Source organism: Tenacibaculum aiptasiae, assembly GCF_008806755.1.
Lineage (GTDB): Bacteria > Bacteroidota > Bacteroidia > Flavobacteriales > Flavobacteriaceae > Polaribacter > Polaribacter aiptasiae.
In genome coordinates this window covers 20,558-40,533 of record NZ_WAAU01000034.1, presented here as the reverse complement: position 1 = coordinate 40,533, position 19,976 = coordinate 20,558, and the positions used below count along the sequence as shown (strand labels likewise).

The following is a 19,976-nucleotide window of genomic DNA, read 5'->3' as shown; positions in this document are numbered from 1 at the left end:
ACAATTGATTTTTGAGTGTTCTTATTTAATAGCTTTTTTGGACTACAAATCTGTTTTTAATAGCGAGTATATTTCGCTATCTAAAAACTTTCCATTGTAGTAATAGTTTTCTCTAAAATAGGCTTCTTTTTTAAAGTTAAACTTTAAAAGTGCTCTTTTTGAGTTTTCATTTTCTGGATTTACATTGGCTTCTAGGCTATGTAGGTTCAAGGTGTTGAAAGCAAAATTAATTAACGTAACCATGCTTTCTTTCATATAGCCTTTTCCCCAATAATCTGGACTTAAGACATAACCTATTTCACCTCTAAAGTTTTGTCTGTCCAATTTCCAAATCCCAAAATCACCAATAAGAGTATTGGTGTTTTTATCGATAATTGTCCAAGTAATTCCTTTCTTTTCTGAGAATGCTTGTTGAATACCTTCAATTCTTTTCTCAGTATCTTCTATTGTTTTAGGAATTTCAGAATCCATGTATTTGGAAACTTTTGGATGCGATCGAATATAAAGTAAGCTAGCAGCATCTTCTTTTTGATATTCTTTAAAAAGAAGACGCTCGCTTTCTAGCTCTGGAAACTTTTCGAAAATTGTTTCGTTTATGATATGTTCAGTATTATTTTTCATACAATCCCATTAACACTTTTTCTGGTGTGAATGGTGAGTGGAATTTTAATTTGTAATTTGGATTGAACTCCTTAACGGCTTGTTGTATGGCAAAATAAACTCCAATTCCGTACATTAAAGGTGGTTCACCTACAGCTTTTGATTTTTGAATAGCCATATCATTACCTGCTGTTTCTACTGGAATGGTTTCTACTGTTTTTGCTGCCGAAAAGATATCTGGTACTTTGTAGGTTGATAAAGCATTTGATAACAAACGTCCGTCTTTGTTATAAGCGATTTCTTCCATTGTCATCCAACCAATTCCTTGTGCAAGTGCTCCTTCTATCTGACCTAAATCGATTCCTATGTTCATTGACTTTCCAAAGTCGTGTACAATTTTTACAGAATCAATTTCGTAAGTACCTCTAATACAATCTACCGTTGTCGTTGTAATTGCTGTACCGTATACGTGGTATGCAAATGGATGTCCTTTTTCTTTGGTTTTATCAAAGTGAATCACTGGCGTTGCATAATGTGCATTTTCTGATAATGCTACACGTTGTAACATTGCTTCTGCAACTAATGCTTCCCAAGTAAGTGTTGACTTTTCTCCGTTTACTAAAACCGTATCTTCTCTAAAAGAAATGTTTTTTTCTTCGGTTGAAAGCATTTTTGAAGCTACCGATGTTAATCTTTCTATTAATGAATTACAAGCCATTTCTACTGCCTTTCCATTTAAATCGGCTGTTGAACTTGCTGCAGTTGGAGAGGTGTTTGCAACACGTGTAGTATTGGTTGTTTCTAACTTTAATTTCGATGCAGAAATACCAAAAACTGATTGAGCTACTTGTAACATTTTTGTGTTTACACTTTGTCCCATTTCTACAGCTCCTGTTGATACACCCACACTTCCATCTTGGTAGATGTGTACCAATGCTCGTGCGTGATTCATTGGTGTGTTGGTAAATGAAATTCCGAAGGTTATTGGCATTAACGAAATTCCTTTTTTATACAGCTTATTTTCGTTGTTGAAGTTAGTTACTTCTTCTTCTAACTTTTCTAACTCAAATTTATCTTTGGCTGTAAACCAAGTATTTTTAGCTTCTACTTGCTTGGCTATTTGCCCATATGAAAACTCATCGTTTTCATCTATTAAGTTCGCTTCTTGTATGCGTCTTCTATTAACTCCTATTTGATCAGCTGCATCTGCAATTGCACTTTCTATTACAAACATTCCTTGCGGTCCTCCAAAACCACGGAAAGCCGTGTTAGGTGGTAAGTTTGTTTTACAACTGTATACGGTTGTGCTAACGTTTGGAATAAAATAACTATTGGTTGCGTGAAATAATGTTCTTTCAGCAATGGCAGGTGATAAATCGGCAGCTGCTCCTGAATTTTGTAAGAACTCTACTTCAAACGCTTTTATTTTTAAATCTTTTGTTAATCCAATTTTATAAAAAGAAGAGTAGGGGTGTCGCTTACCTGTCATACGTAAATCGTCATGACGATTTAACATATACTTTACCGGACGGTTTAAGTGTTGTACCGCCACTGCAGCCATAACAGCCCAAGGTGTTGCTTGATCCTCTTTTCCTCCAAATCCACCTCCTAAACGGATAACATCTACTTCTATTTTATGCATTGGAATTCCCAATACTTTGGCAGCTGTTTTTTGTACAGCAGTTGGACCTTGTGTAGATGATACTAATTTAATGTTTCCATTTTCTTGTGGAATCGCATAACATCCTTGTGTTTCTAGGTATAAGTGTTCTTGCCCGTTTGAAAAAGTTTCTCCTTCAAATACATAATCACAATTGGCAAATGTATTTTCTGAATCTCCTAATTTAAAAGAACGTGGAGCATTGATAAAACTCTTTTTCTCTTTAGCTTCTTTTGCTGTGGTAATTACAGGTAGTTCTTCAATATCTATAGTAATTAAGGCTCTCGCTTTTTTAGCTATGGCTTCACTTTTTGCTACGATAAATGCTATAGGTTGTCCCCAAAAGTGTACTTCATCTTCTGCCCAAAGAGGCTCATCTGGAATAATTCCTCCAATTTGATTTTCTCCTAGTACATCTTTGTAGGTAAATATTTTTACAACACCATCTAGTGCTTCTGCTTTTGAATAGTCTACCGATTTTATTTTTCCATGTGCTTTTGGCGAATCGAAACACAATCCGAATAAAGCATCTTGTCGTAACATTAAATCGTCAACAAATAACGATTCTCCTCGAACGTGCGTAAAACTGTCAATATTTTTCATCGTCTTCATTAGGCAATCAGTTTTTTTAGTTCAACTTCATTAGGAAATAACTCTATAAAATGTGCAAAGAATAATTGTTTTGCTAACAAACGTTTGTATTCTGAAGCTCCTCTAACATCACTAATCGGTGAAATTTCTGATTGTAAAACTGCTTCCGCTTCTTTTACTGTTTCTGAATTGATTGTTTTTCCAATTAGAAATGCATTGGTTTTTTCCAAGTATTTTGGAGTTGCTGCTGCACCTCCCACTGAAAAGTGAGCACTTGTAATAATATTGTTGTCAGCAGTAACTCTTCCTGCTGCGTTTACACTTGCAATATCTAAATGTGTACGTTTACTTACTTTTTCAAAGTTGAAATAATCATTTGATTGTGGAACTTTAAAAGAGATACTCTTTAAAATTTCCCCTTCTTGTAAATCGTATTTTTTATAATCTTGATGAAAGTCTTGGAATGGGATTTGTCTTTCTGAAGCATCGTCTTCTTTTTGAATTGTTAAAGTTGAATTTAATGCCAAAAAGAAAATAGACATATCGCCAATAGGAGAAGCATTTACAAAGTTCCCTCCAATAGTTCCCATGTTTCTAATTTGTTCTGATGAAACTAATTTTAAAAACTGTTTAAGTTTTGGGAATAAGGTTTGAAGTTTTTTGTTTTCTGCTATTTCCGTAACCGTAGTATTCGCTCCAAGGGTACAAATTCCTTCTGTAAATGAAATTCCTTTTAAAGCATTTTGATCTGTTAATAAATGTACATCTTCTTCTGCCATTTTATCTGCATGACGTACATAAACATCGGTTCCGTTGGCTACTTTAACTCCTGTTTTTTCAAAAACTTTTGGTTGTAATTGAGCTAACTTTTCTGGAATGGTTTTAAAATAATTTGGAATAAATCCTTCGTTGATTAACCATTCTATTTGGTGGTTTTTATCTTTTTGTTCAAGCTTTTCTTCTATTTCTAAACCAGCTTTTTCTATTGATTTATATCCTGTACATCTACAAATGTTACCACTAATAGCATCGTTGCAAGTATTTGATTTACTATCGTCTAAAGCATACCCGGTCATAGAAACAACAAAACCTGGTGTACAAAAACCACATTGTGTAGCATAATTGTCTGTCATTGCTTTTTGAACGGTGTTTAATTCCTTTGGTAAGTTGGTTCCTTCTACGGTAACTATATGTTTTCCATTTGCATTTCCTAATGGTGAAATACAAGAGGTAATACTTTGATAAGCAACATTGTTATTATTTAATTCTCCAACTAAAACAGTACAGGCTCCACAGTCTCCTTCTCGACATCCTATTTTTGTACCTTTTAACTGTTGTTGTTCTCGAATAAAATCGAGTAAAGTAACACCCGATTTTTCGGATGTTTTGATAATCTGATTGTTAAGTATAAATTGTATCATAATGCAGAGGGCAAGATACGAATTTGTGTCGAAGTGTATAAGAGTTTGTTTTTTATACTAGTTTTTTCTCCATTTTATAATCGTTTACAGAGTGCCCGTTTGGAAAAGAGTTTGTTATTGAATCAATTATTTTAAATCCATTTTTTTGATAAATCTCTACAGTGTTTTGGTTTTGTTGATTAACAATCAATTCAATGTTTTCAATATGATTTTCTGTAGCATACTGATGAACATAATTTAAAGCACTCTTTCCTATTTTTAAACCACGAAAAGCTTTTAATATATACAATTTGCTTAAAATTAGTTTTTTATCAAGTTTTTGAACGCCTAAATATCCTACATTGTCGTTTTTATATTGTAAGAGGTAATAATGATAGTTTTCTTTTTTTACTTGATTTTCAATTGCTTTTTCTGATTGAAATTTTTCTAAAAAATAACGAGTGTGTTCAGCAGGAATTATTGGGTCATAAACTTCATGTAAAATGATGCTTGCTAATTTTTCAATTACTTTAAATTCAGTATTTGTTAATGCTTCTTTTATCGTTATCATATTTAAATTTTAGAAAGAAAAATGGCTGTATGCACTATTTTAAAGTTTACATACAGCCATAAATTTATACTGTTATATCTCAGATTTATATACTTTTAACGAAATCTAAAAATACTTTTTTGTGTAGTTCTAAATCCATGTCTGGCGAAAGTGCTACACGAGCAATATAATCTTTGTCTCCTTCTTTAGTAGTTCCTTGTGTTGAAGTTGCTGGAATAGTCCAATAACATCCTTTTAACTGTCCGTAACTTACACAGTATTTACTTTCGCTTGGAATTTCAGTAATCATTAAGTTGATTAACTTATGATTCAATGCTCTTTTATAAGTTTCTTTTTCTTCTGCTGTATCTCCTTTCGTAGGAAGATCTAGTGAAAAAACTGATGGTGTAAATCCTTGTTCTGCTAATTCTTCCGATACAAAGTTGATTTTAGCTCCTGGTAATGTTTCTTCAATAAAGCTAACAAACTCACGAGTGTTTTTATAAGCTCCAGCAATTCTTTGTACCATTGAAGGCATTTGTTCTGCTAGTATTTCATATTGAAGATGTGTAGCTTCATTGTCGCAAAGATTTAAATGTGCTTCTACTTTATCTAGTAAAGCATCAGTCATTTTATTTCCTACACAGTAACCTGCTGTACATTTTCCTCCACTTGGGAATTTTGATCCACTAGCAAAAGAGATAGTTCTTACCGTTGAAAGTATTTCTCCTTCTCCTAAAAAGTGTACGTTTGGACAAAATGTTTGATCTAATATAAATACAGGGTCAATAGCAGTTTCTCCTGATGGTGTTGTACGCTTTTTACTAAGTGTTTCTTGTAATTTTATAAGGTTTGGAACTTCTACTCTTGGGTTTGTAGGAATCTCTGCAATGATATACGGCACGGCATCTTCGCTAGCAATTTTATTTAAAACTACTTCTATACTTTGTACCATGTCATTACCGCTATCTACAGGTAAGTCCATGATTTCTACATTATCTAAACAAGCAGCAACACGTCTTGCTTGGTCGTTAGTTCCACCATAACAGTTTGGTGGTACAACAAACTTGATTGCTTTTTCTTTGTGGTTTTCTTGTGCGTAATCTACAAGTCCCATTAAAATAGCATATTGTATAGATAATCCACTAGAGCCTACCAATGCTTTGGTGTTTGAACCTGTAATAGTTGCTATTGAATTTAAAACTGATTGTTTGTTGTTAGTAGTATTATTATCAGTATGAGTGTAAGTAGTATTTTCTACTAACATTTTTAATGCCTCCAAGCAATTTGCAGGTGTCATAGCTACTGTTTCTCTTCTTCGTACATGCTGTATTTCTGAAATGTACGATTCGTTTTGAGCTCCGTTAACTAATAAGATACTTCCTAAATGTGGATAAAGACTAATGTAAAAATCAATATTTGAATTTAGCTCAAGTGCCTCAACTTTTTCTTGCTCTGAAATGAAAAGAGTACTACCATTAAATTCTGTAACTTCATTTGAATTTTCAACTTGTTTTAAGTCGAATTGGTATCCATATACATTTCGAATGATTTCTGCATCAAACGAACTAGGTAGGTTTCCTGTGTAAAGGATTTGAGTTTGCTTATTTTCTAATAAGTTTTTTCTTAAAACAGCTAAAATAGGAACAACCTGTGATGAGAAACTGATGACATTTTCTGGATTTAGGTTGTTAATACTCGCTACTCCCCATTCTAACACACATGATAATGGATGTCCTAGTCTTATATAATCATAAGCTGTAGGTAATTCATTTAGAGTTGCTGTGTCTGAATTATTGTTTTCACATAAAGCTTCAAACTGCTCTATGAATTGAGTTTTTGCTAACTCTTCGTTGTATATATCTAGTCGATGTGTGGTTATGCTCAACCATCCTGTTGGCATATTTTTTATCACATCTTTTATGTAGTTTAACCTTTTGTTTTCTTGCATAATTAGTGCCTTTTAATGGGGTGGCAATATACGCCAAATAGATTTTTTTATAAAGTGTTATGAGATGTTTTAGTCCTTACCAAAACTTCCAAAATGGCTTTTTAGAGTGGTTTTTGGTTTGAATGTTATTTATTTTATAATGTTTTTCCATTAAATCAAAGACTTGGTTATAATTGTAGTCAATATTATCAACTGTTTTTTTCCAGTTAATTTCAGAAATTTCAATTCTAGTATCCAAAGAGTTATTCCATTTGATAGTAAAACCATTCTTTCTTAAAACATCGACTATTTTCTTAGCAACTTCCATAGCAAGTTCATCATTTTGATTATGACTATCGTATCCAATAAATAATGTTTTTTCTTGACCAATAGCTCTTTCTAAATCTTGTGTATGATAATAACAGTATCCTTTAGCTAATATTCCAATATTTTTTAATTCATCAATAATTTCTAAACAATCGCCTTCTGCATCTTGTCTGGTGTATCCTGTTTTGTGAAGAGAAACAATTCCTTCTTTATTTAACTCGTTGAAAGATTTAGCTAATCTTTCAAAGTCAGTTGGTTTTTCCCATTTAAGACTTTCAGTTTGATGTATTTTTAACCTTAATTCAATTTCTTTTTTTAGCCAATTTGTATCAAGTTCTTCATAATCATAAAACATATCATTTATACTTTCAAATAATTCTTTTTCATTTTCAAATCCAAAAAGAATATCTTTTTTTAACTGTTCTAGTATTTCTTCTTTTATCTCTTGGTTCATTATTGTATGTTTATTTTGTGATAAATGTGTTTTATTTTGATAGAATGTCTAATAAATACTAGTCTCCAACCATTTTAAATCTTTAGCAATTCCTTCTAAACCTGGATAAATCATTCGTTGGTTTATTCCGTACTTGAATAGTGTTCTTTTAATATCTCTTTTTACTTCTTTTGGAATGATTACTTTTTTCATTTTTTCATGCGTAAACACTTCCTCTGGATTATTATGTACGGTAAATAATCCTGATTGATTTTGTATTCTTGAAGAGATATAAGGAGGTCTGTATTTTTTGACTTTGTTTAGGCTCTCTATTTTAAAAGTGTCTGGATTTTGAATTGTACTACATCCCGATAGTAAAAACAAGGCTCCATCTGTATCTGGATTATCTTCAACAGCAAAATATGTTGCTACCAGTGGATTGTATGACCAATCTAAAAGACGTGTTGGGAGTCCAAAATGCTGGGCTACAGCTAGCCATTCTAACTCTGAGCTTGGTCTGTGTTCCAAGTAGGGGAGTGAAGACTCTTTAAATAATTTTAATAAACGTTTTTCTAGTTGTTGTGTTGTTCTTCCATAGAATGAATCACATCTTCCTAAAGATGTTTTTAATTCGTATTCGGAATTTGAGTGGCCTCTGAAAACAAAATTTTGATTCTCTTTTTCGCGTTCAAATTCTTTTAAAAGCTCCTCAAATTTTGCAATTTTTACTTCAGTCATTTTAGTTACGGGGGATTGATTGTGATTAATTTACTTTTTTGGTTTTTATATAAAAATTAATATCAACTTCTATATCGTTTGACTTGATTGTTTTTGTTTGCCAATTTTCTGTTGGCTTTAGCACTAGTGTATTATTTTTTACTTTAACATTCAAAGGCATATTAAAGTCTTTAACTACGTTAGTCCAACGGTACGATAGTTTGTTGTTTTTAATTTTGTATTCGAAGACAGGTATTTTAACAGTGCGTAAATATTGATCGAAAATCTTCGTTAAATCTAAACCAGATTTTTCAATTATATAGTTTTCTATTTCTTTAGTAGTTACTGTTTTATGATAGAAAGTTTTATTTAATCCACGAAGAATGTTTCTCCATTTTTTATCATTATTAATCAATTGTCTAATAGTGTGTAACATATTAGCTCCCTTGTAATACATGTCTCCTGAACCTTCATTGTTAACATCGTATTGTCCAATAATAGGAATGTCATTTTGAATAGCTCTTCGCGTTCCTATTACATAGGCTGCTGCAGCTTCCTTTCCATAGTAATAATCTAAAAACAAGTTTTCTGAATAAGCTGTAAAGCTTTCATGAATCCACATATCAGCTATATCTTTATAGGTAATATTGTTTGCAAACCATTCGTGTCCTGATTCGTGAATAATGATGAAATCGAATTTTAATCCCCATCCTGTTCCAGATAAATCACGACCTAAATACCCGTTTAAATATTGGTTTCCGTAAGTAACAGAACTTTGGTGTTCCATTCCTAAATAAGGAACTTCTACTAGTTTAAATCCGTCTTCATAAAAAGGATACTTTCCAAACCAATGCTCAAAAGCTTTCATCATTTTTGGAGCGTCTTTAAACTGTTTTTTTGCCTTTTCTAAATTGTAGTGTAAAACATAATAATTCATGTCTAGTTCACCATCTTCACCATTATATTTTTCTGAAAAATGAATATAATCACCAATATTAATGTTTACTCCATAGTTATTAATTGGGTTGTTTACAAACCAATGATAGGTAGTTGTATTGTCTTTATGATGTTCAGTTTTACGTAAACGTCCGTTAGAAATATTCATTAATCCTTTTGGTACTCTAATATTGATAGCCATACTGTCTACTTCATCATACATGTGGTCTTTGTTTGGCCACCATATACTTGCTCCTAATCCTTGGCAGGATGTTGCTATAAAATGTTTTCCGTTTTTATCTTTTTTCCATGAAAAGCCACCATCCCAAGGAGCGCGTTTTGCTTCTCTTGGTTTTCCTTTGTAGTATACATCTAGTGAGTTAATACTTCCAGTTTTTTGCTTTTCTTTTAACTGAATAAAATGAGCATTACCTTCAGAGATTATATCTAATTCTTTTCCGTTTTGTATTGCCTTTGTTATTTTTAAGGGAGCTTGCAAGTCTATTTGTAAAACATTGTGAGGCTTTAATACTTTGTATTGTACTGTGTTTTTTCCTTGAATGAATTTTTTATCAGGATCTACTTGTACATTTAAATCGTAGTAAGTTAAATCCCACCAAGCACGTTCTTTAGTAATACTTCCTCTTAAAGAATCTTGACGTGTAAAGTTTTTTGAGTGGTCAAAAAGAGAAGTTTGCGAAAAAGACAAATAAGAACTTAATAAAGTTAAGGTAAGAAGGAGGTGTTTTTTGAACATAATCACTAATTAAAGCGCTAATATAAGTGTTTAAAGTTTTTTTTATTGAAGGTATCTTTTAGATATTTGCTTAAAATTATATCAATGTCTAAAGTTATATTTATAACAGGAGCTTCTTCTGGAATAGGAAAATCAATTGCCACTTATTTACACACAAAAGGATATACTGTTTATGGTACTAGTAGGAATCCTGATAAGTTAACACTACCATTTAAAATGGTTGCTTTAGACGTTACTGATGAAGTTTCGATACAAAGTGCAATAGCTAAAGTAGTTGCTGAAGAAGGTAAGATTGATGTATTGATTAATAATGCAGGGAAAGGAATTACTGGACCTATTGAAGATACACCAACTAGTGAAATGCGTTCTAATTTTGAAACTAACTTTTTTGGCGCTATTGAAGTAATGAAAGCTGTTTTGCCAACTATGAGGAAGCAGAAAAGTGGATTAATTATCAATACTACTTCTATTGCTGGTTATATGGGATTACCGTTTAGAGGAATTTACTCAGCAAGTAAAGGTGCTTTAGAATTGGTTACGGAAGCCTTGAGTATGGAGGTGAAACAATTTGGTATTCGAGTAGTGAATGCAGCACCTGGTGATTTTGCTACCAATATAGCAGCAGGAAGATATCATACACCAGTATTTGAAGAGTCTGCTTACAAGAAAAAATATGCCGAAAACTTAGCGTTAATGGATGAACATGTAGACTCTGGTGCTGATCCATTAATTATGGCAAAGGCAATTCATCAAATTATAGAGAGTAAAAATCCAAGAATACATTATAAAATTGGAGGCTTTATGGAGAAGTTTTCTATTGTGTTGAAACGAATTCTACCTGATAAAGTATATGAAAAATTGTTAATGAACCATTATAAGTTGTAAATTCGCAACGTTTTAGAAAACATAGTTTTTTAGATAAGTGTTGAACACAACTTTTTAAATTTATATAAATGAAATTTTTTATTGATACAGCTAATTTAGATCAAATTAGAGAGGCGCAAGCTTTAGGAATTTTAGATGGAGTAACTACAAACCCATCTTTAATGGCTAAAGAAGGAATTACTGGAGAGGAAAACATAATTAACCACTACAAAGCTATTTGTGATATTGTAGATGGTGATGTTTCTGCTGAGGTTATTTCTACTGATTTTGAAGGAATGGTAAAGGAAGGTGAAGCGTTAGCTGCTTTAAACCCACAGATTGTGGTAAAGTTACCAATGATTAAAGATGGTGTAAAAGCTTGTAAATATTTTTCTGATAAAGGAATTAAAACGAATGTAACATTAGTGTTTTCTGCAGGTCAAGCATTATTAGCTGCTAAAGCAGGTGCTACTTATGTTTCTCCATTTATTGGGCGTTTAGATGATATTTCTACAGATGGATTAAACTTAATCGAAGAAATTCGCATGATTTATGATAATTACATGTTTGATACTGAGATTTTAGCTGCATCTGTACGTCATACAATGCATATTATCGATTGTGCTAAAGTAGGATCTGATGTAATGACAGGACCTTTAAGTGCAATTGAAGGATTGTTAAAGCACCCTTTAACTGATATCGGTTTAGCTAAGTTTTTAGCAGATTATAAAAAAGGAAATTAATCAACATTGTTGATTTTATTATAAAATGTCATTTTAAAGTTTTTGCTTTAGGATGACATTTTTAAACTAAAAGAATGTTCCCAAAAAAAGAACTCGCACAATTAGTAGTTACAGCTTGTAATCAATTTGAAATTGATACAGTTGTTATATCGCCAGGATCAAGAAATGCTCCGTTAACTATTGGGTTTTCAAATCACCTTAACATAGAAACATTAAGTGTTGTTGATGAGCGGTGTGCTGCTTTTTTTGCTATGGGAATCGCCCAACAAAAACAAAAACCTGTTGTAATTGTTTGTTCATCAGGTTCAGCGTTACTAAATTATTATCCAGCTATTGCTGAAGCATTTTATAGTAACATTCCTTTAGTTGTAATTTCTGCTGATAGACCTAAACATTTAATTGATATAGGAGATGGTCAAACCATTCGTCAAGAAAATGTTTTTGACAATCATATTTTATATTCTGCAAACTTGATTGACGAAGAGCATCAGTTAGAAAACAATACAACGTTATTAATTAATGCTTTAGAAACTGCTGTTTCTAAAAAAGGCCCTGTACACATTAATGTGCCATTTGATGAGCCTTTATATGAAACGGTTGAAATATTAAAGTCTTTTGATTTTCCTGATAACACTTTAAATACAGTTACAGAGTTAAAAAGTGATTATCAACAATTAATAACGACTTGGAAAACTACTGCTAAAAAAATGATTTTAGTAGGGAGTAATTTTCCAGATACAGATTTACAGAATGTTTTAGATGAGTTGATTGAAGATGAAACTGTTGTAGTTTTAACAGAAACGACTTCAAACTTATACAATCCGAAGTTTATCAATTCTATAGATAAACTTATTTTTCCTTTAGATACTACTGCGTTTTTAGATTTGCAGCCTGAAGTCTTAGTAACTTTAGGTGGAATGGTTATTTCTAAAAAAATCAAGCAGCTTTTAAGGAAGCATCAACCTGCAGCGCATTGGCATATTGATGAATTGAGAGCAATGAATACTTATCATTGTTTGTCAGAACACATAAAAGAAAAACCAGTTTCTTTTTTAAGAAAATTATTAGCAGCTGAAAAAAGCTTATCTCAAAATGAAGAGGTATCTTATCAAAATAAATGGTTGACTAAAAATCAAGATCGTTCAATAAAGCATAAAGAATATTTAGCGAATACTGAATATTCAGATTTAAAAGTTTTTGAGGCTGTTTTAAAAGCGATACCAGATAACTCTCAACTTCAAATAAGTAATAGTTCTACAATTAGATATTCGCAGTTGTTTAATTTGAATCCGACTTTGCAAGTATTTTGTAATAGAGGAACGAGTGGTATTGATGGAAGTACAAGTACTGCTATTGGAGCTGCTTATGCCCATAAGAATCAAACTACTTTTATAACAGGAGATTTGAGTTTCTTTTATGATAGTAATGCCTTATGGAATACTTGTATACCAAATGATTTTAGAATTATTATTTTAAATAATGCTGGTGGTGGAATATTCCGATTTATACCAGGGCCATTGACCACCAATGCAACTGAATATTTTGAAACTCCTCATAATTTGACAGCTGAGCATTTAGCAAAGATGTTTAATTTTGAATATGTTTCAATAAAGGATTTGGAGGAGTTACATAATAACTTGCCTGCTTTTTACGCAGTATCAAATCAACCAAAAATAATGGAGGTTTTTACTCCTAAAGAAATTAATGATGTAGTTTTAAAGAACTATTTTAAAAACTTATAAAATGGAATTACAAGAAGGTGATAAAGTAGACTTAGTAATTGGTCAGCAAACTGCATTAGGATATACTGTTTTAATCGATGAAGAATATGAAGGCTTGTTATATAATAACGAAGTTTTTAAAGATTTAGAAGAAGGAATGAAAACAGTAGGTTATATTAAAAAGATTAGAGAAGACGAAAAAATAGATGTTTCTCTAAGACCTCAAGGTTTTAGAAATGTAATTGATTCGGATGCAGAGGTAGTTCTTCAGAAATTACAAGAGAAAGGTTATTTAATGTTAACCGATAAAAGCTCTCCTGAGTCGATAAAATTCCGATTACAAATGAGTAAGAAAGCATTTAAAAGAGCAGTAGGGAATTTATATAAAAGTAAAAAGATAGTTTTAAAAGAAGACAGGATAGAGTTGGTGAAGAAATAAACCAATTAACATATAAAAAGAAAGCACGTCTAATTGACGTGCTTTTTTATTTTGAGTAGAGAAGAGATTATTGTTTATCCTCTTCTTGTTTGTCTTCATTTTCTTGATCTTCTTCTGGAAGATCTTCTAGCGGTGCTTCTTTTGGTTGACTATCTTTTAAATCGTTTACACGTTTAATGTTTTCGTAAAAAGCATTTGCATTTGGGTCAGAAGGATCCATCTTACCGTAAGCAGCTTTGTAATAAAAATCTGCTTTTTCGTAGTCTTTACCAAGTTCATAATATTTACCTACGTAGAAATCACCAATATGAGAGTTTGGGTATTTGATCATTACAAAATCACCTAATACTCTAAGATAATCACCGTCTAACTTGTCTATAACAATTCCTTCAATAGCAAAAATATCATCTAAACGAACATTTAAGTTAGTACCATATAAATATTCAATGTCTAAATATTTTTGCTCTACATATTTGATAGCCTCTAAAGGTCCTAAATCTTTAATGTTATTGTCAAATTCGTCTTTCGTAATTTTAGAATATATAGAAAACATTTTAGCAAATGCTCTTGGAATAGTTTCACTAATAACAGATAAATGATTTGGTGCGTCTTTGAATTCATTAAAAGTAAAATGAAGGTTTTTAGCTTCAAAGGAAGATAGGTAAGTAGCTATCTGATTGTATCTATCGTCTACTTCTTTTCTAATATACTTTTTATTGTTACTTGCGTAGAAAAAATATGAATTATCTACAGAAGCTAATCTTCCTAAAGAATAAGAAGCAATAGTATTAGCTGCTAATTCAGAAAAATTAGGAGTAATACATATAAAAGAATTAAAAATAGGTTCTTGTGCTTTTAAGAAATGAGTAATAAAGTTAGCTCCAATACCTTGACCAACAATGGTCATAAAAGGAGAAGTTCTATAATTACCTTCCATATGAGGGATTAACTCTTTTTGTATAAAGTTGAAAAACTTAGTAGAGTGACTTGTTAAAGCATTGTTTGAAGGAATAATAGAAACATCTTTATTGTAAGAGTTTTTCATACCTATCCCAACTACAATTTGTTTAGGAGCTTTATCTACATTAGCATATAGTTTAGCATTACCCACATATAAGTCAAAAAGATAACCATCACCTAAAACAATTGCCACAGGATAACTCATGGCTTCCTCTTTGTCGTAATCTTTAGGAATGTAAATTTTTACAATTCTATCTTTATTAAACTCTTTAGAATTAATCTTTTCAGTAATTACTTTTTGAGAAAAAAGCTGTAAACTGAATAATACGGTAAATAAGAAAAATAGTTGTTTCATAAGGGAATATATTATATCGTTCAAATATAGAAAAGAAAAATAAAGTTATTATGTTATTTTTGCTTTGTTAATAACGAAAATATTATTGAATTATGATACAACCTCAATGGAAAGTTGCCAAAGAGTATAAAGATATTACTTATAAGAAATCGCATAACGTAGCTAGAATAGCGTTTAACAGACCTAATGTACGTAATGCATTTCGTCCGCATACTACTTCAGAATTGTTAGATGCATTTAAAGATGCTCATGAAGATACAAATATTGGTGTTGTGTTATTATCTGCCGAAGGACCATCTACAAAAGATGGGGTATGGAGTTTTTGTTCAGGAGGAGATCAGAATGCTCGTGGACACCAAGGATATGTAGGAGAAGATGGTTATCACCGATTAAATATATTAGAAGTGCAACGATTAATCCGTTTTATGCCAAAAGCAGTTATTTGTGTAGTACCTGGTTGGGCAGTAGGAGGAGGACATAGTTTACATGTTACTTGCGATTTAACTTTAGCAAGTAAAGAGCATGCAATTTTTAAACAAACTGATGCCGATGTTACTTCGTTTGATGCAGGATATGGTTCGGCATATTTAGCTAAAATGGTAGGGCAGAAGAAAGCAAGAGAAATATTTTTCTTAGGAAGAAACTATTCTGCACAAGAAGCTTATGAAATGGGAATGGTAAATGCAGTAGTTCCTCATGATGAATTAGAACAAACAGCTTTTGATTGGGCACAAGAGATTTTAGAGAAATCGCCTACATCAATTAAAATGTTAAAGTTTGCTATGAACTTAACTGATGATGGTATGGTAGGACAACAAGTATTTGCAGGAGAAGTTACACGTTTAGCGTATATGACAGATGAAGCTAAAGAAGGACGTGATGCTTTCTTAGAAAAGCGTAAGCCAAACTTCCCTAAAACTTGGATTCCTTAATAATTTAAATAATTGAATGGAAGATTTCTTTAGCGGTTTTTTACAAGAAATTCTTTTTTCAAGCATTTCTAAATTAGGAGCTTTTATAAGATGGTTATTTCTGAAAAGGAAATATTCATACAATGAAGTTTTAAAGCAAGACTGGAATGGAAGGATAGGTTTATTAGTTATAATTTTAATGATATACTTAATTTTTTATTTCAACAACTAAAGTTTTATTAATAAGAATGAAGATAATTTGCATAGGGCGTAACTACGCTAAACATATAGAAGAATTGGCAAATGAAAAGCCAGAGAGTCCTGTGATTTTTTTAAAACCAGACTCTGCAATTCTTCCGAAAAAGATGCCTTTTTTTAGACCTCCATTTTCTAATGATATACATTATGAAGTTGAGGTGTTGGTTAAGATAAATAAAGTAGGGAAACATATTTCTCCAAAGTTTGCACATAAGTATTATGACACTATTGGACTGGGAATTGATTTTACAGCCAGAGATGTACAAGCAGTGTGTAAAGAAAAAGGATTACCATGGGAAAAAGCAAAGTCTTTTGATGGTAGTGCTGTAATAGGAGAGTTTTTTCCTAAAGAGGAGTTTGATTTAGATAATTTATCGTTTCAACTGAAAAAAAATGAAGAAGTAGTTCAAGATGGAAATACCTCTAGTATGTTATGGAAAGTAGATGAGTTAATTAGTTATGTTTCTCAATATTTTACCTTAAAAAAAGGAGATGTTATTTTTACAGGGACACCAGCAGGAGTTGGAAAAGTAGATGAAAATGATGTGTTAACTGGAACGATAGAAGGTAAACAAGCTTTTCAAATAAAAGTAAAATAAGTTATTATCCCGCTGTATAAGCGGGATTCTTTTTTAAGAAGATTAAATGAATGCAGAAATAATAACGATTGGAGATGAAATCTTAATCGGACAAATAGTTGATACGAATTCGCAGTGGATAGGTCAAGAATTAAATAAAATAGGAGTGTCAGTATATCAAATTTCGTCAATTCAAGATGAAAGAAAGCATATATTAAATGCTTTAAAAGAAGCAGAAAATAGAGCTGACATTGTTATAATAACTGGAGGACTAGGGCCTACAAAAGATGATATTACAAAAAAAACAATAGCTGAGTACTTTAATGATCATGATGTTGTTGAATACCCTGAGGTAATAGAAAACATCAAAGAGCTCTTTAAAAAAGTAAATCATCCTTTTAATGAAGCACAAAAGTATCAAGCGCAATTACCTTCTAAAGCTACATTATTAACCAATCGTTTTGGAACTGCTCCAGGAATGTGGTTTTATGAAAATGAAACTGTTTTTGTTTCCTTACCAGGTGTGCCTTATGAAATGAAAGGGTTAATTACTTATGAAGTATTACCTAGAATTCAACAAAAATTTAAACTTCCATTTATACTTCATAAAACAGTAATGACAGTGGGTACAGGTGAAAGTGTTATTGCTGGGAGAATAGAGGAGTGGGAAAATAGTTTACCAGAACATATAAAATTAGCTTACCTGCCTTCGTTTGGAAAGGTTAGATTGCGAATTTCAGCAAAAGGAAATAATAAAGAGGTTTTAGAAAAAGAGGTAGCAGAAAAAATAGAAAGTCTGAGTTTATTAATATCAGATATTATAGTAGGGTATGATGATGAAGCTTCTATAGAACAACGAGTAGGGAATTTATTAAAAAAGAGAAACCAAACTTTGAGTACAGCTGAAAGTTTGACAGGTGGAAAAATAGCTTCAACATTAGTTGCTATTCCAGGTTCGTCTGCTTACTATATGGGAAGCTTTATTACTTACACGGCAGCATTGAAACAAGAATTATTAGGTGTATCTAAACAAACGATTGAAGATAATACTGTAGTAAGTAAAGAAGTTGCTTTGGAGATGGCAAAAGGATGTTTTGAAAGACTAAAAACCGATTATGCAATTGCTGTAACAGGTAATGCAGGACCAACCACAGATCATAACGATAAAAGTGTAGGCTTGGTGTATATAGCCATTGTATCGAAAAATGGTGCTGAGGTTCAGGAGTTTAATTTTGGTCAGCCAAGAGAGAAAGTAATAAACAGAACTGTAACAAAAGCTTTAGAATTATTAACTGAAAATATTTTAAAAAATTACTAGTAATATTTTGTTTATTTCTCTTAAAAGTTCGTATATTTGCACCTCGTTTAGAAATAACACTATAAAACTGTCAAGAAGATGTCTAGAGTTTGTGAATTAACAGGAAAGAAAGCAATGGTAGGGAACAACGTTTCTCACGCCTTAAATAGAACTAAAAGAAAGTTTAACGCTAATTTAATGACTAAGCGTTTCTATATCCCAGAAGAAGATAAATGGGTTACCTTAAAAGTATCTGCTTCTGCATTAAAAAATATTAATAAAAAAGGAATCTCTGCTGTGATTAAAGAAGCTAGAGAAAAAGGTTTCTTAACTAAATAATTCCTTACTTAGATAAAATTTTACAGAGATGGCAAAAAAAGGAAACAGAGTACAGGTAATATTAGAATGTACTGAGCACAAAGCGACTGGAAAACCAGGAACTTCACGTTATATCACTACAAAGAACAAAAAGAACACTCCTGATAGAATGGAATTAAAGAAATTTAATCCAATCTTAAAGAAGATGACAGTTCATAAAGAAATTAAATAATTAAAAGTTTTTTATAAAACTTTATAACCTATAGGAACATGGCAAAGAAATCAGTAGCATCGTTACAAACAGGAGCAAAAAGATTAACTAAGGCTATCAAAATGGTAAAATCTCCAAAAACAGGAGCTTATACTTTCGTTGAAGCTATTATGGATCCTTCACAAGTAAACGATTTCATCGCGAAAAACTAAGACTTGTATATACAGTTTAAACTAAAGCTACTTTCTGATAGAAGGTAGCTTTTTTTATGTGTTAAAAAACTGTATTTTTGAGCTTTGCTCTTTCAAAAGAAATGGAAGAGAAAAACAAAATAATGACAATTTGACCATATAATAAGTTTGGTATAGTTTTTAACCTATATAAGCGATTATAAAATTTAACGATGAGTTTTTTTAAAAAAATCTTCTCGAAAGAGAAAAAAGAAACCTTAGATAAAGGATTAGAAAAAACTAAAACAAGTTTTTTCTCTAAGTTATCAAAAGCAGTAGCAGGTAAAGCCAAAGTTGATGATGATGTTTTAGATGATTTAGAAGAAGTATTAGTATCGTCTGATGTAGGTGTTGAAACTACTTTAAAAATTATTGATAGAATTGAAGCTCGTGTTTCTCGTGATAAATATTTGGGGACTGATGAACTGAACCAAATTTTACGTGAAGAAATAGCAGGTTTGTTATCTGAAACAAATACTGGAGACGAAACTGAATTTACAATACCAGCCAATAAAAAACCTTATGTTTTAATGGTGGTAGGAGTTAACGGTGTAGGAAAAACAACTACGATAGGTAAGTTAGCTTCACAATTTAAAAAACAAGGTTTAAAAGTAGTTTTAGGAGCAGCAGATACTTTTAGAGCAGCAGCAATTGATCAATTACAAGTTTGGGCAGATAGAACTGATGTACCAATAATTCGTCAAGAAATGGGATCAGATCCAGCTTCAGTAGCATTTGATACTGTAAAGTCGGGAGTAAATCAGGATGCTGATGTAATTATTATTGATACAGCTGGACGTTTACATAACAAGATTAACTTAATGAATGAGTTAACTAAAATTAAACGTGTAATGCAAAAAGTTATTCCAGATGCACCTCATGATGTATTGCTAGTATTAGATGGTTCTACAGGACAAAATGCATTTGAACAAGCAAAGCAATTTACTAAGGCAACAGAGGTAACTTCATTGGCAGTAACTAAATTAGATGGTACAGCAAAAGGTGGAGTTGTAATAGGTATTTCAGATCAATTTAAAATTCCAGTAAAATATATTGGAGTAGGTGAAGGAATTGACGATTTACAAGTCTTTAATAAATACGAATTTGTAGATAGTTTCTTTAAATAAGAAAACTAAATAGATAAAAACAAAAAACTCCTTTCATAATTGAAAGGAGTTTTTCGTTTTTAA

At 31.6% G+C, this 19,976-nt stretch carries 20 protein-coding genes; 11 read left to right on the top strand and 9 right to left on the bottom strand.

From position 1 onward, the window contains the following. Positions 1-42: 42 nt before the first annotated feature. The 8 genes from F7018_RS16670 to F7018_RS16635 all read right to left on the bottom strand — a co-directional run bounded on the left by F7018_RS16670 (position 43) and on the right by F7018_RS16635 (position 9,901). Positions 43-621: a GNAT family N-acetyltransferase gene (locus F7018_RS16670; protein WP_246175233.1), complete on the bottom strand. Its 579-nt coding sequence runs from the start codon at positions 619-621 to the stop codon at positions 43-45. Further along, the gene (locus tag F7018_RS16665; protein ID WP_217701393.1) at positions 611-2,872 is read right to left on the bottom strand and encodes a xanthine dehydrogenase molybdopterin binding subunit; all 2,262 of its coding nucleotides are present in this window, start codon (positions 2,870-2,872) and stop codon (positions 611-613) included. The genes F7018_RS16670 and F7018_RS16665 overlap by 11 nt, the downstream gene beginning before the upstream one ends. After that, entirely contained in the window at positions 2,872-4,272 is a 1,401-nt protein-coding gene (locus F7018_RS16660) for an FAD binding domain-containing protein (RefSeq protein WP_150901239.1), read from the bottom strand. Before F7018_RS16660 ends, F7018_RS16665 begins: the two co-directional genes overlap by 1 nt. A 52-nt stretch (positions 4,273-4,324) precedes the next feature. Then, positions 4,325-4,822 (bottom strand): GNAT family N-acetyltransferase, encoded by a 498-nt coding sequence (locus F7018_RS16655; RefSeq protein WP_150901238.1) that lies wholly within the window; start codon positions 4,820-4,822, stop codon positions 4,325-4,327. Between the two features lie 85 nt (positions 4,823-4,907). Further along, complete coding sequence (locus F7018_RS16650; RefSeq protein ID WP_150901237.1) at positions 4,908-6,752, bottom strand: PLP-dependent aminotransferase family protein; 1,845 nt, start codon at positions 6,750-6,752, stop codon at positions 4,908-4,910. A 76-nt stretch (positions 6,753-6,828) separates the two neighbouring features. Further along, complete coding sequence (locus F7018_RS16645) at positions 6,829-7,512, bottom strand: DUF6891 domain-containing protein (RefSeq protein WP_150901236.1); 684 nt, start codon at positions 7,510-7,512, stop codon at positions 6,829-6,831. A gap of 48 nt (positions 7,513-7,560) precedes the next feature. Further along, positions 7,561-8,229, bottom strand: coding sequence for an FRG domain-containing protein (locus F7018_RS16640; RefSeq protein ID WP_150901235.1), 669 nt, complete (start codon positions 8,227-8,229; stop codon positions 7,561-7,563). A 25-nt stretch (positions 8,230-8,254) separates the two neighbouring features. Next, positions 8,255-9,901 (bottom strand): M1 family metallopeptidase, encoded by a 1,647-nt coding sequence (locus tag F7018_RS16635; protein WP_150901234.1) that lies wholly within the window; start codon positions 9,899-9,901, stop codon positions 8,255-8,257. An 84-nt stretch (positions 9,902-9,985) separates the two neighbouring features. Here F7018_RS16635 and F7018_RS16630 point away from each other — a divergent pair, with 84 nt between their 5' ends. The 4 genes from F7018_RS16630 (at position 9,986) to F7018_RS16615 (ending at position 13,668) form a co-directional block, all read left to right on the top strand. Further along, complete coding sequence (locus F7018_RS16630; RefSeq protein ID WP_150901233.1) at positions 9,986-10,786, top strand: SDR family oxidoreductase; 801 nt, start codon at positions 9,986-9,988, stop codon at positions 10,784-10,786. Between the two features lie 68 nt (positions 10,787-10,854). Then, complete coding sequence (fsa, locus tag F7018_RS16625) at positions 10,855-11,508, top strand: fructose-6-phosphate aldolase (protein WP_150901232.1); 654 nt, start codon at positions 10,855-10,857, stop codon at positions 11,506-11,508. A gap of 74 nt (positions 11,509-11,582) precedes the next feature. Beyond that, entirely contained in the window at positions 11,583-13,250 is a 1,668-nt protein-coding gene (gene menD / locus F7018_RS16620) for a 2-succinyl-5-enolpyruvyl-6-hydroxy-3-cyclohexene-1-carboxylic-acid synthase (protein ID WP_150901231.1), read from the top strand. Between the two features lies 1 nt (position 13,251). Next, positions 13,252-13,668, top strand: coding sequence for a S1 RNA-binding domain-containing protein (locus tag F7018_RS16615; RefSeq protein WP_150901230.1), 417 nt, complete (start codon positions 13,252-13,254; stop codon positions 13,666-13,668). A gap of 67 nt (positions 13,669-13,735) precedes the next feature. Here F7018_RS16615 and F7018_RS16610 read toward each other — a convergent pair whose 3' ends face one another. Continuing rightward, entirely contained in the window at positions 13,736-14,983 is a 1,248-nt protein-coding gene (locus F7018_RS16610) for an alpha/beta hydrolase (RefSeq protein WP_150901229.1), read from the bottom strand. Positions 14,984-15,075: 92 nt separating this feature from the next. Between F7018_RS16610 and F7018_RS16605 the strand changes: the two genes are divergently transcribed. The 7 genes from F7018_RS16605 to ftsY all read left to right on the top strand — a co-directional run bounded on the left by F7018_RS16605 (position 15,076) and on the right by ftsY (position 19,913). Then, the gene (locus F7018_RS16605) at positions 15,076-15,915 is read left to right on the top strand and encodes a 1,4-dihydroxy-2-naphthoyl-CoA synthase (RefSeq protein WP_150901228.1); all 840 of its coding nucleotides are present in this window, start codon (positions 15,076-15,078) and stop codon (positions 15,913-15,915) included. 227 nt (positions 15,916-16,142) lie between these two features. Then, positions 16,143-16,751, top strand: a complete 609-nt coding sequence (locus F7018_RS16600) for a fumarylacetoacetate hydrolase family protein (protein WP_150901227.1) — start codon at positions 16,143-16,145, stop codon at positions 16,749-16,751. A gap of 46 nt (positions 16,752-16,797) precedes the next feature. Next, positions 16,798-18,048, top strand: coding sequence for a competence/damage-inducible protein A (locus tag F7018_RS16595; protein ID WP_150901226.1), 1,251 nt, complete (start codon positions 16,798-16,800; stop codon positions 18,046-18,048). Between the two features lie 78 nt (positions 18,049-18,126). Further along, positions 18,127-18,366 (top strand): 50S ribosomal protein L28, encoded by a 240-nt coding sequence (gene rpmB, locus F7018_RS16590; RefSeq protein ID WP_020082122.1) that lies wholly within the window; start codon positions 18,127-18,129, stop codon positions 18,364-18,366. Positions 18,367-18,394: 28 nt separating this feature from the next. After that, a complete protein-coding gene (gene rpmG, locus F7018_RS16585; protein ID WP_029034962.1) occupies positions 18,395-18,577 on the top strand; it encodes a 50S ribosomal protein L33 in 183 nt (60 codons plus the stop codon). 38 nt (positions 18,578-18,615) lie between these two features. After that, the gene (locus F7018_RS16580) at positions 18,616-18,768 is read left to right on the top strand and encodes a DUF4295 domain-containing protein (protein ID WP_150901225.1); all 153 of its coding nucleotides are present in this window, start codon (positions 18,616-18,618) and stop codon (positions 18,766-18,768) included. Positions 18,769-18,959: 191 nt separating this feature from the next. Continuing rightward, positions 18,960-19,913: a signal recognition particle-docking protein FtsY gene (gene ftsY / locus F7018_RS16575; RefSeq protein ID WP_150901224.1), complete on the top strand. Its 954-nt coding sequence runs from the start codon at positions 18,960-18,962 to the stop codon at positions 19,911-19,913. Positions 19,914-19,976: the final 63 nt, after the last annotated feature.

What these genes read in the sequence shown, in the direction of transcription:
- rpmG (WP_029034962.1), top strand. Translation starts at nt 18,395, where the DNA reads ATGGCAAAAAAAGGAAACAGAGTACAGGTAATATTAGAATGTACTGAG.
- fsa (WP_150901232.1), top strand. Translation starts at nt 10,855, where the DNA reads ATGAAATTTTTTATTGATACAGCTAATTTAGATCAAATTAGAGAGGCG.
- ftsY (WP_150901224.1), top strand. Translation starts at nt 18,960, where the DNA reads ATGAGTTTTTTTAAAAAAATCTTCTCGAAAGAGAAAAAAGAAACCTTA.
- F7018_RS16610 (WP_150901229.1), bottom strand. Translation starts at nt 14,983, where the DNA reads ATGAAACAACTATTTTTCTTATTTACCGTATTATTCAGTTTACAGCTT.
- F7018_RS16645 (WP_150901236.1), bottom strand. Translation starts at nt 7,512, where the DNA reads ATGAACCAAGAGATAAAAGAAGAAATACTAGAACAGTTAAAAAAAGAT.
- F7018_RS16580 (WP_150901225.1), top strand. Translation starts at nt 18,616, where the DNA reads ATGGCAAAGAAATCAGTAGCATCGTTACAAACAGGAGCAAAAAGATTA.
- F7018_RS16640 (WP_150901235.1), bottom strand. Translation starts at nt 8,229, where the DNA reads ATGACTGAAGTAAAAATTGCAAAATTTGAGGAGCTTTTAAAAGAATTT.
- F7018_RS16605 (WP_150901228.1), top strand. Translation starts at nt 15,076, where the DNA reads ATGATACAACCTCAATGGAAAGTTGCCAAAGAGTATAAAGATATTACT.
- F7018_RS16600 (WP_150901227.1), top strand. Translation starts at nt 16,143, where the DNA reads ATGAAGATAATTTGCATAGGGCGTAACTACGCTAAACATATAGAAGAA.
- F7018_RS16630 (WP_150901233.1), top strand. Translation starts at nt 9,986, where the DNA reads ATGTCTAAAGTTATATTTATAACAGGAGCTTCTTCTGGAATAGGAAAA.
- F7018_RS16650 (WP_150901237.1), bottom strand. Translation starts at nt 6,752, where the DNA reads ATGCAAGAAAACAAAAGGTTAAACTACATAAAAGATGTGATAAAAAAT.
- F7018_RS16655 (WP_150901238.1), bottom strand. Translation starts at nt 4,822, where the DNA reads ATGATAACGATAAAAGAAGCATTAACAAATACTGAATTTAAAGTAATT.
- rpmB (WP_020082122.1), top strand. Translation starts at nt 18,127, where the DNA reads ATGTCTAGAGTTTGTGAATTAACAGGAAAGAAAGCAATGGTAGGGAAC.
- F7018_RS16660 (WP_150901239.1), bottom strand. Translation starts at nt 4,272, where the DNA reads ATGATACAATTTATACTTAACAATCAGATTATCAAAACATCCGAAAAA.
- F7018_RS16595 (WP_150901226.1), top strand. Translation starts at nt 16,798, where the DNA reads ATGAATGCAGAAATAATAACGATTGGAGATGAAATCTTAATCGGACAA.
- F7018_RS16615 (WP_150901230.1), top strand. Translation starts at nt 13,252, where the DNA reads ATGGAATTACAAGAAGGTGATAAAGTAGACTTAGTAATTGGTCAGCAA.
- menD (WP_150901231.1), top strand. Translation starts at nt 11,583, where the DNA reads ATGTTCCCAAAAAAAGAACTCGCACAATTAGTAGTTACAGCTTGTAAT.
- F7018_RS16635 (WP_150901234.1), bottom strand. Translation starts at nt 9,901, where the DNA reads ATGTTCAAAAAACACCTCCTTCTTACCTTAACTTTATTAAGTTCTTAT.
- F7018_RS16665 (WP_217701393.1), bottom strand. Translation starts at nt 2,872, where the DNA reads ATGAAGACGATGAAAAATATTGACAGTTTTACGCACGTTCGAGGAGAA.
- F7018_RS16670 (WP_246175233.1), bottom strand. Translation starts at nt 621, where the DNA reads ATGAAAAATAATACTGAACATATCATAAACGAAACAATTTTCGAAAAG.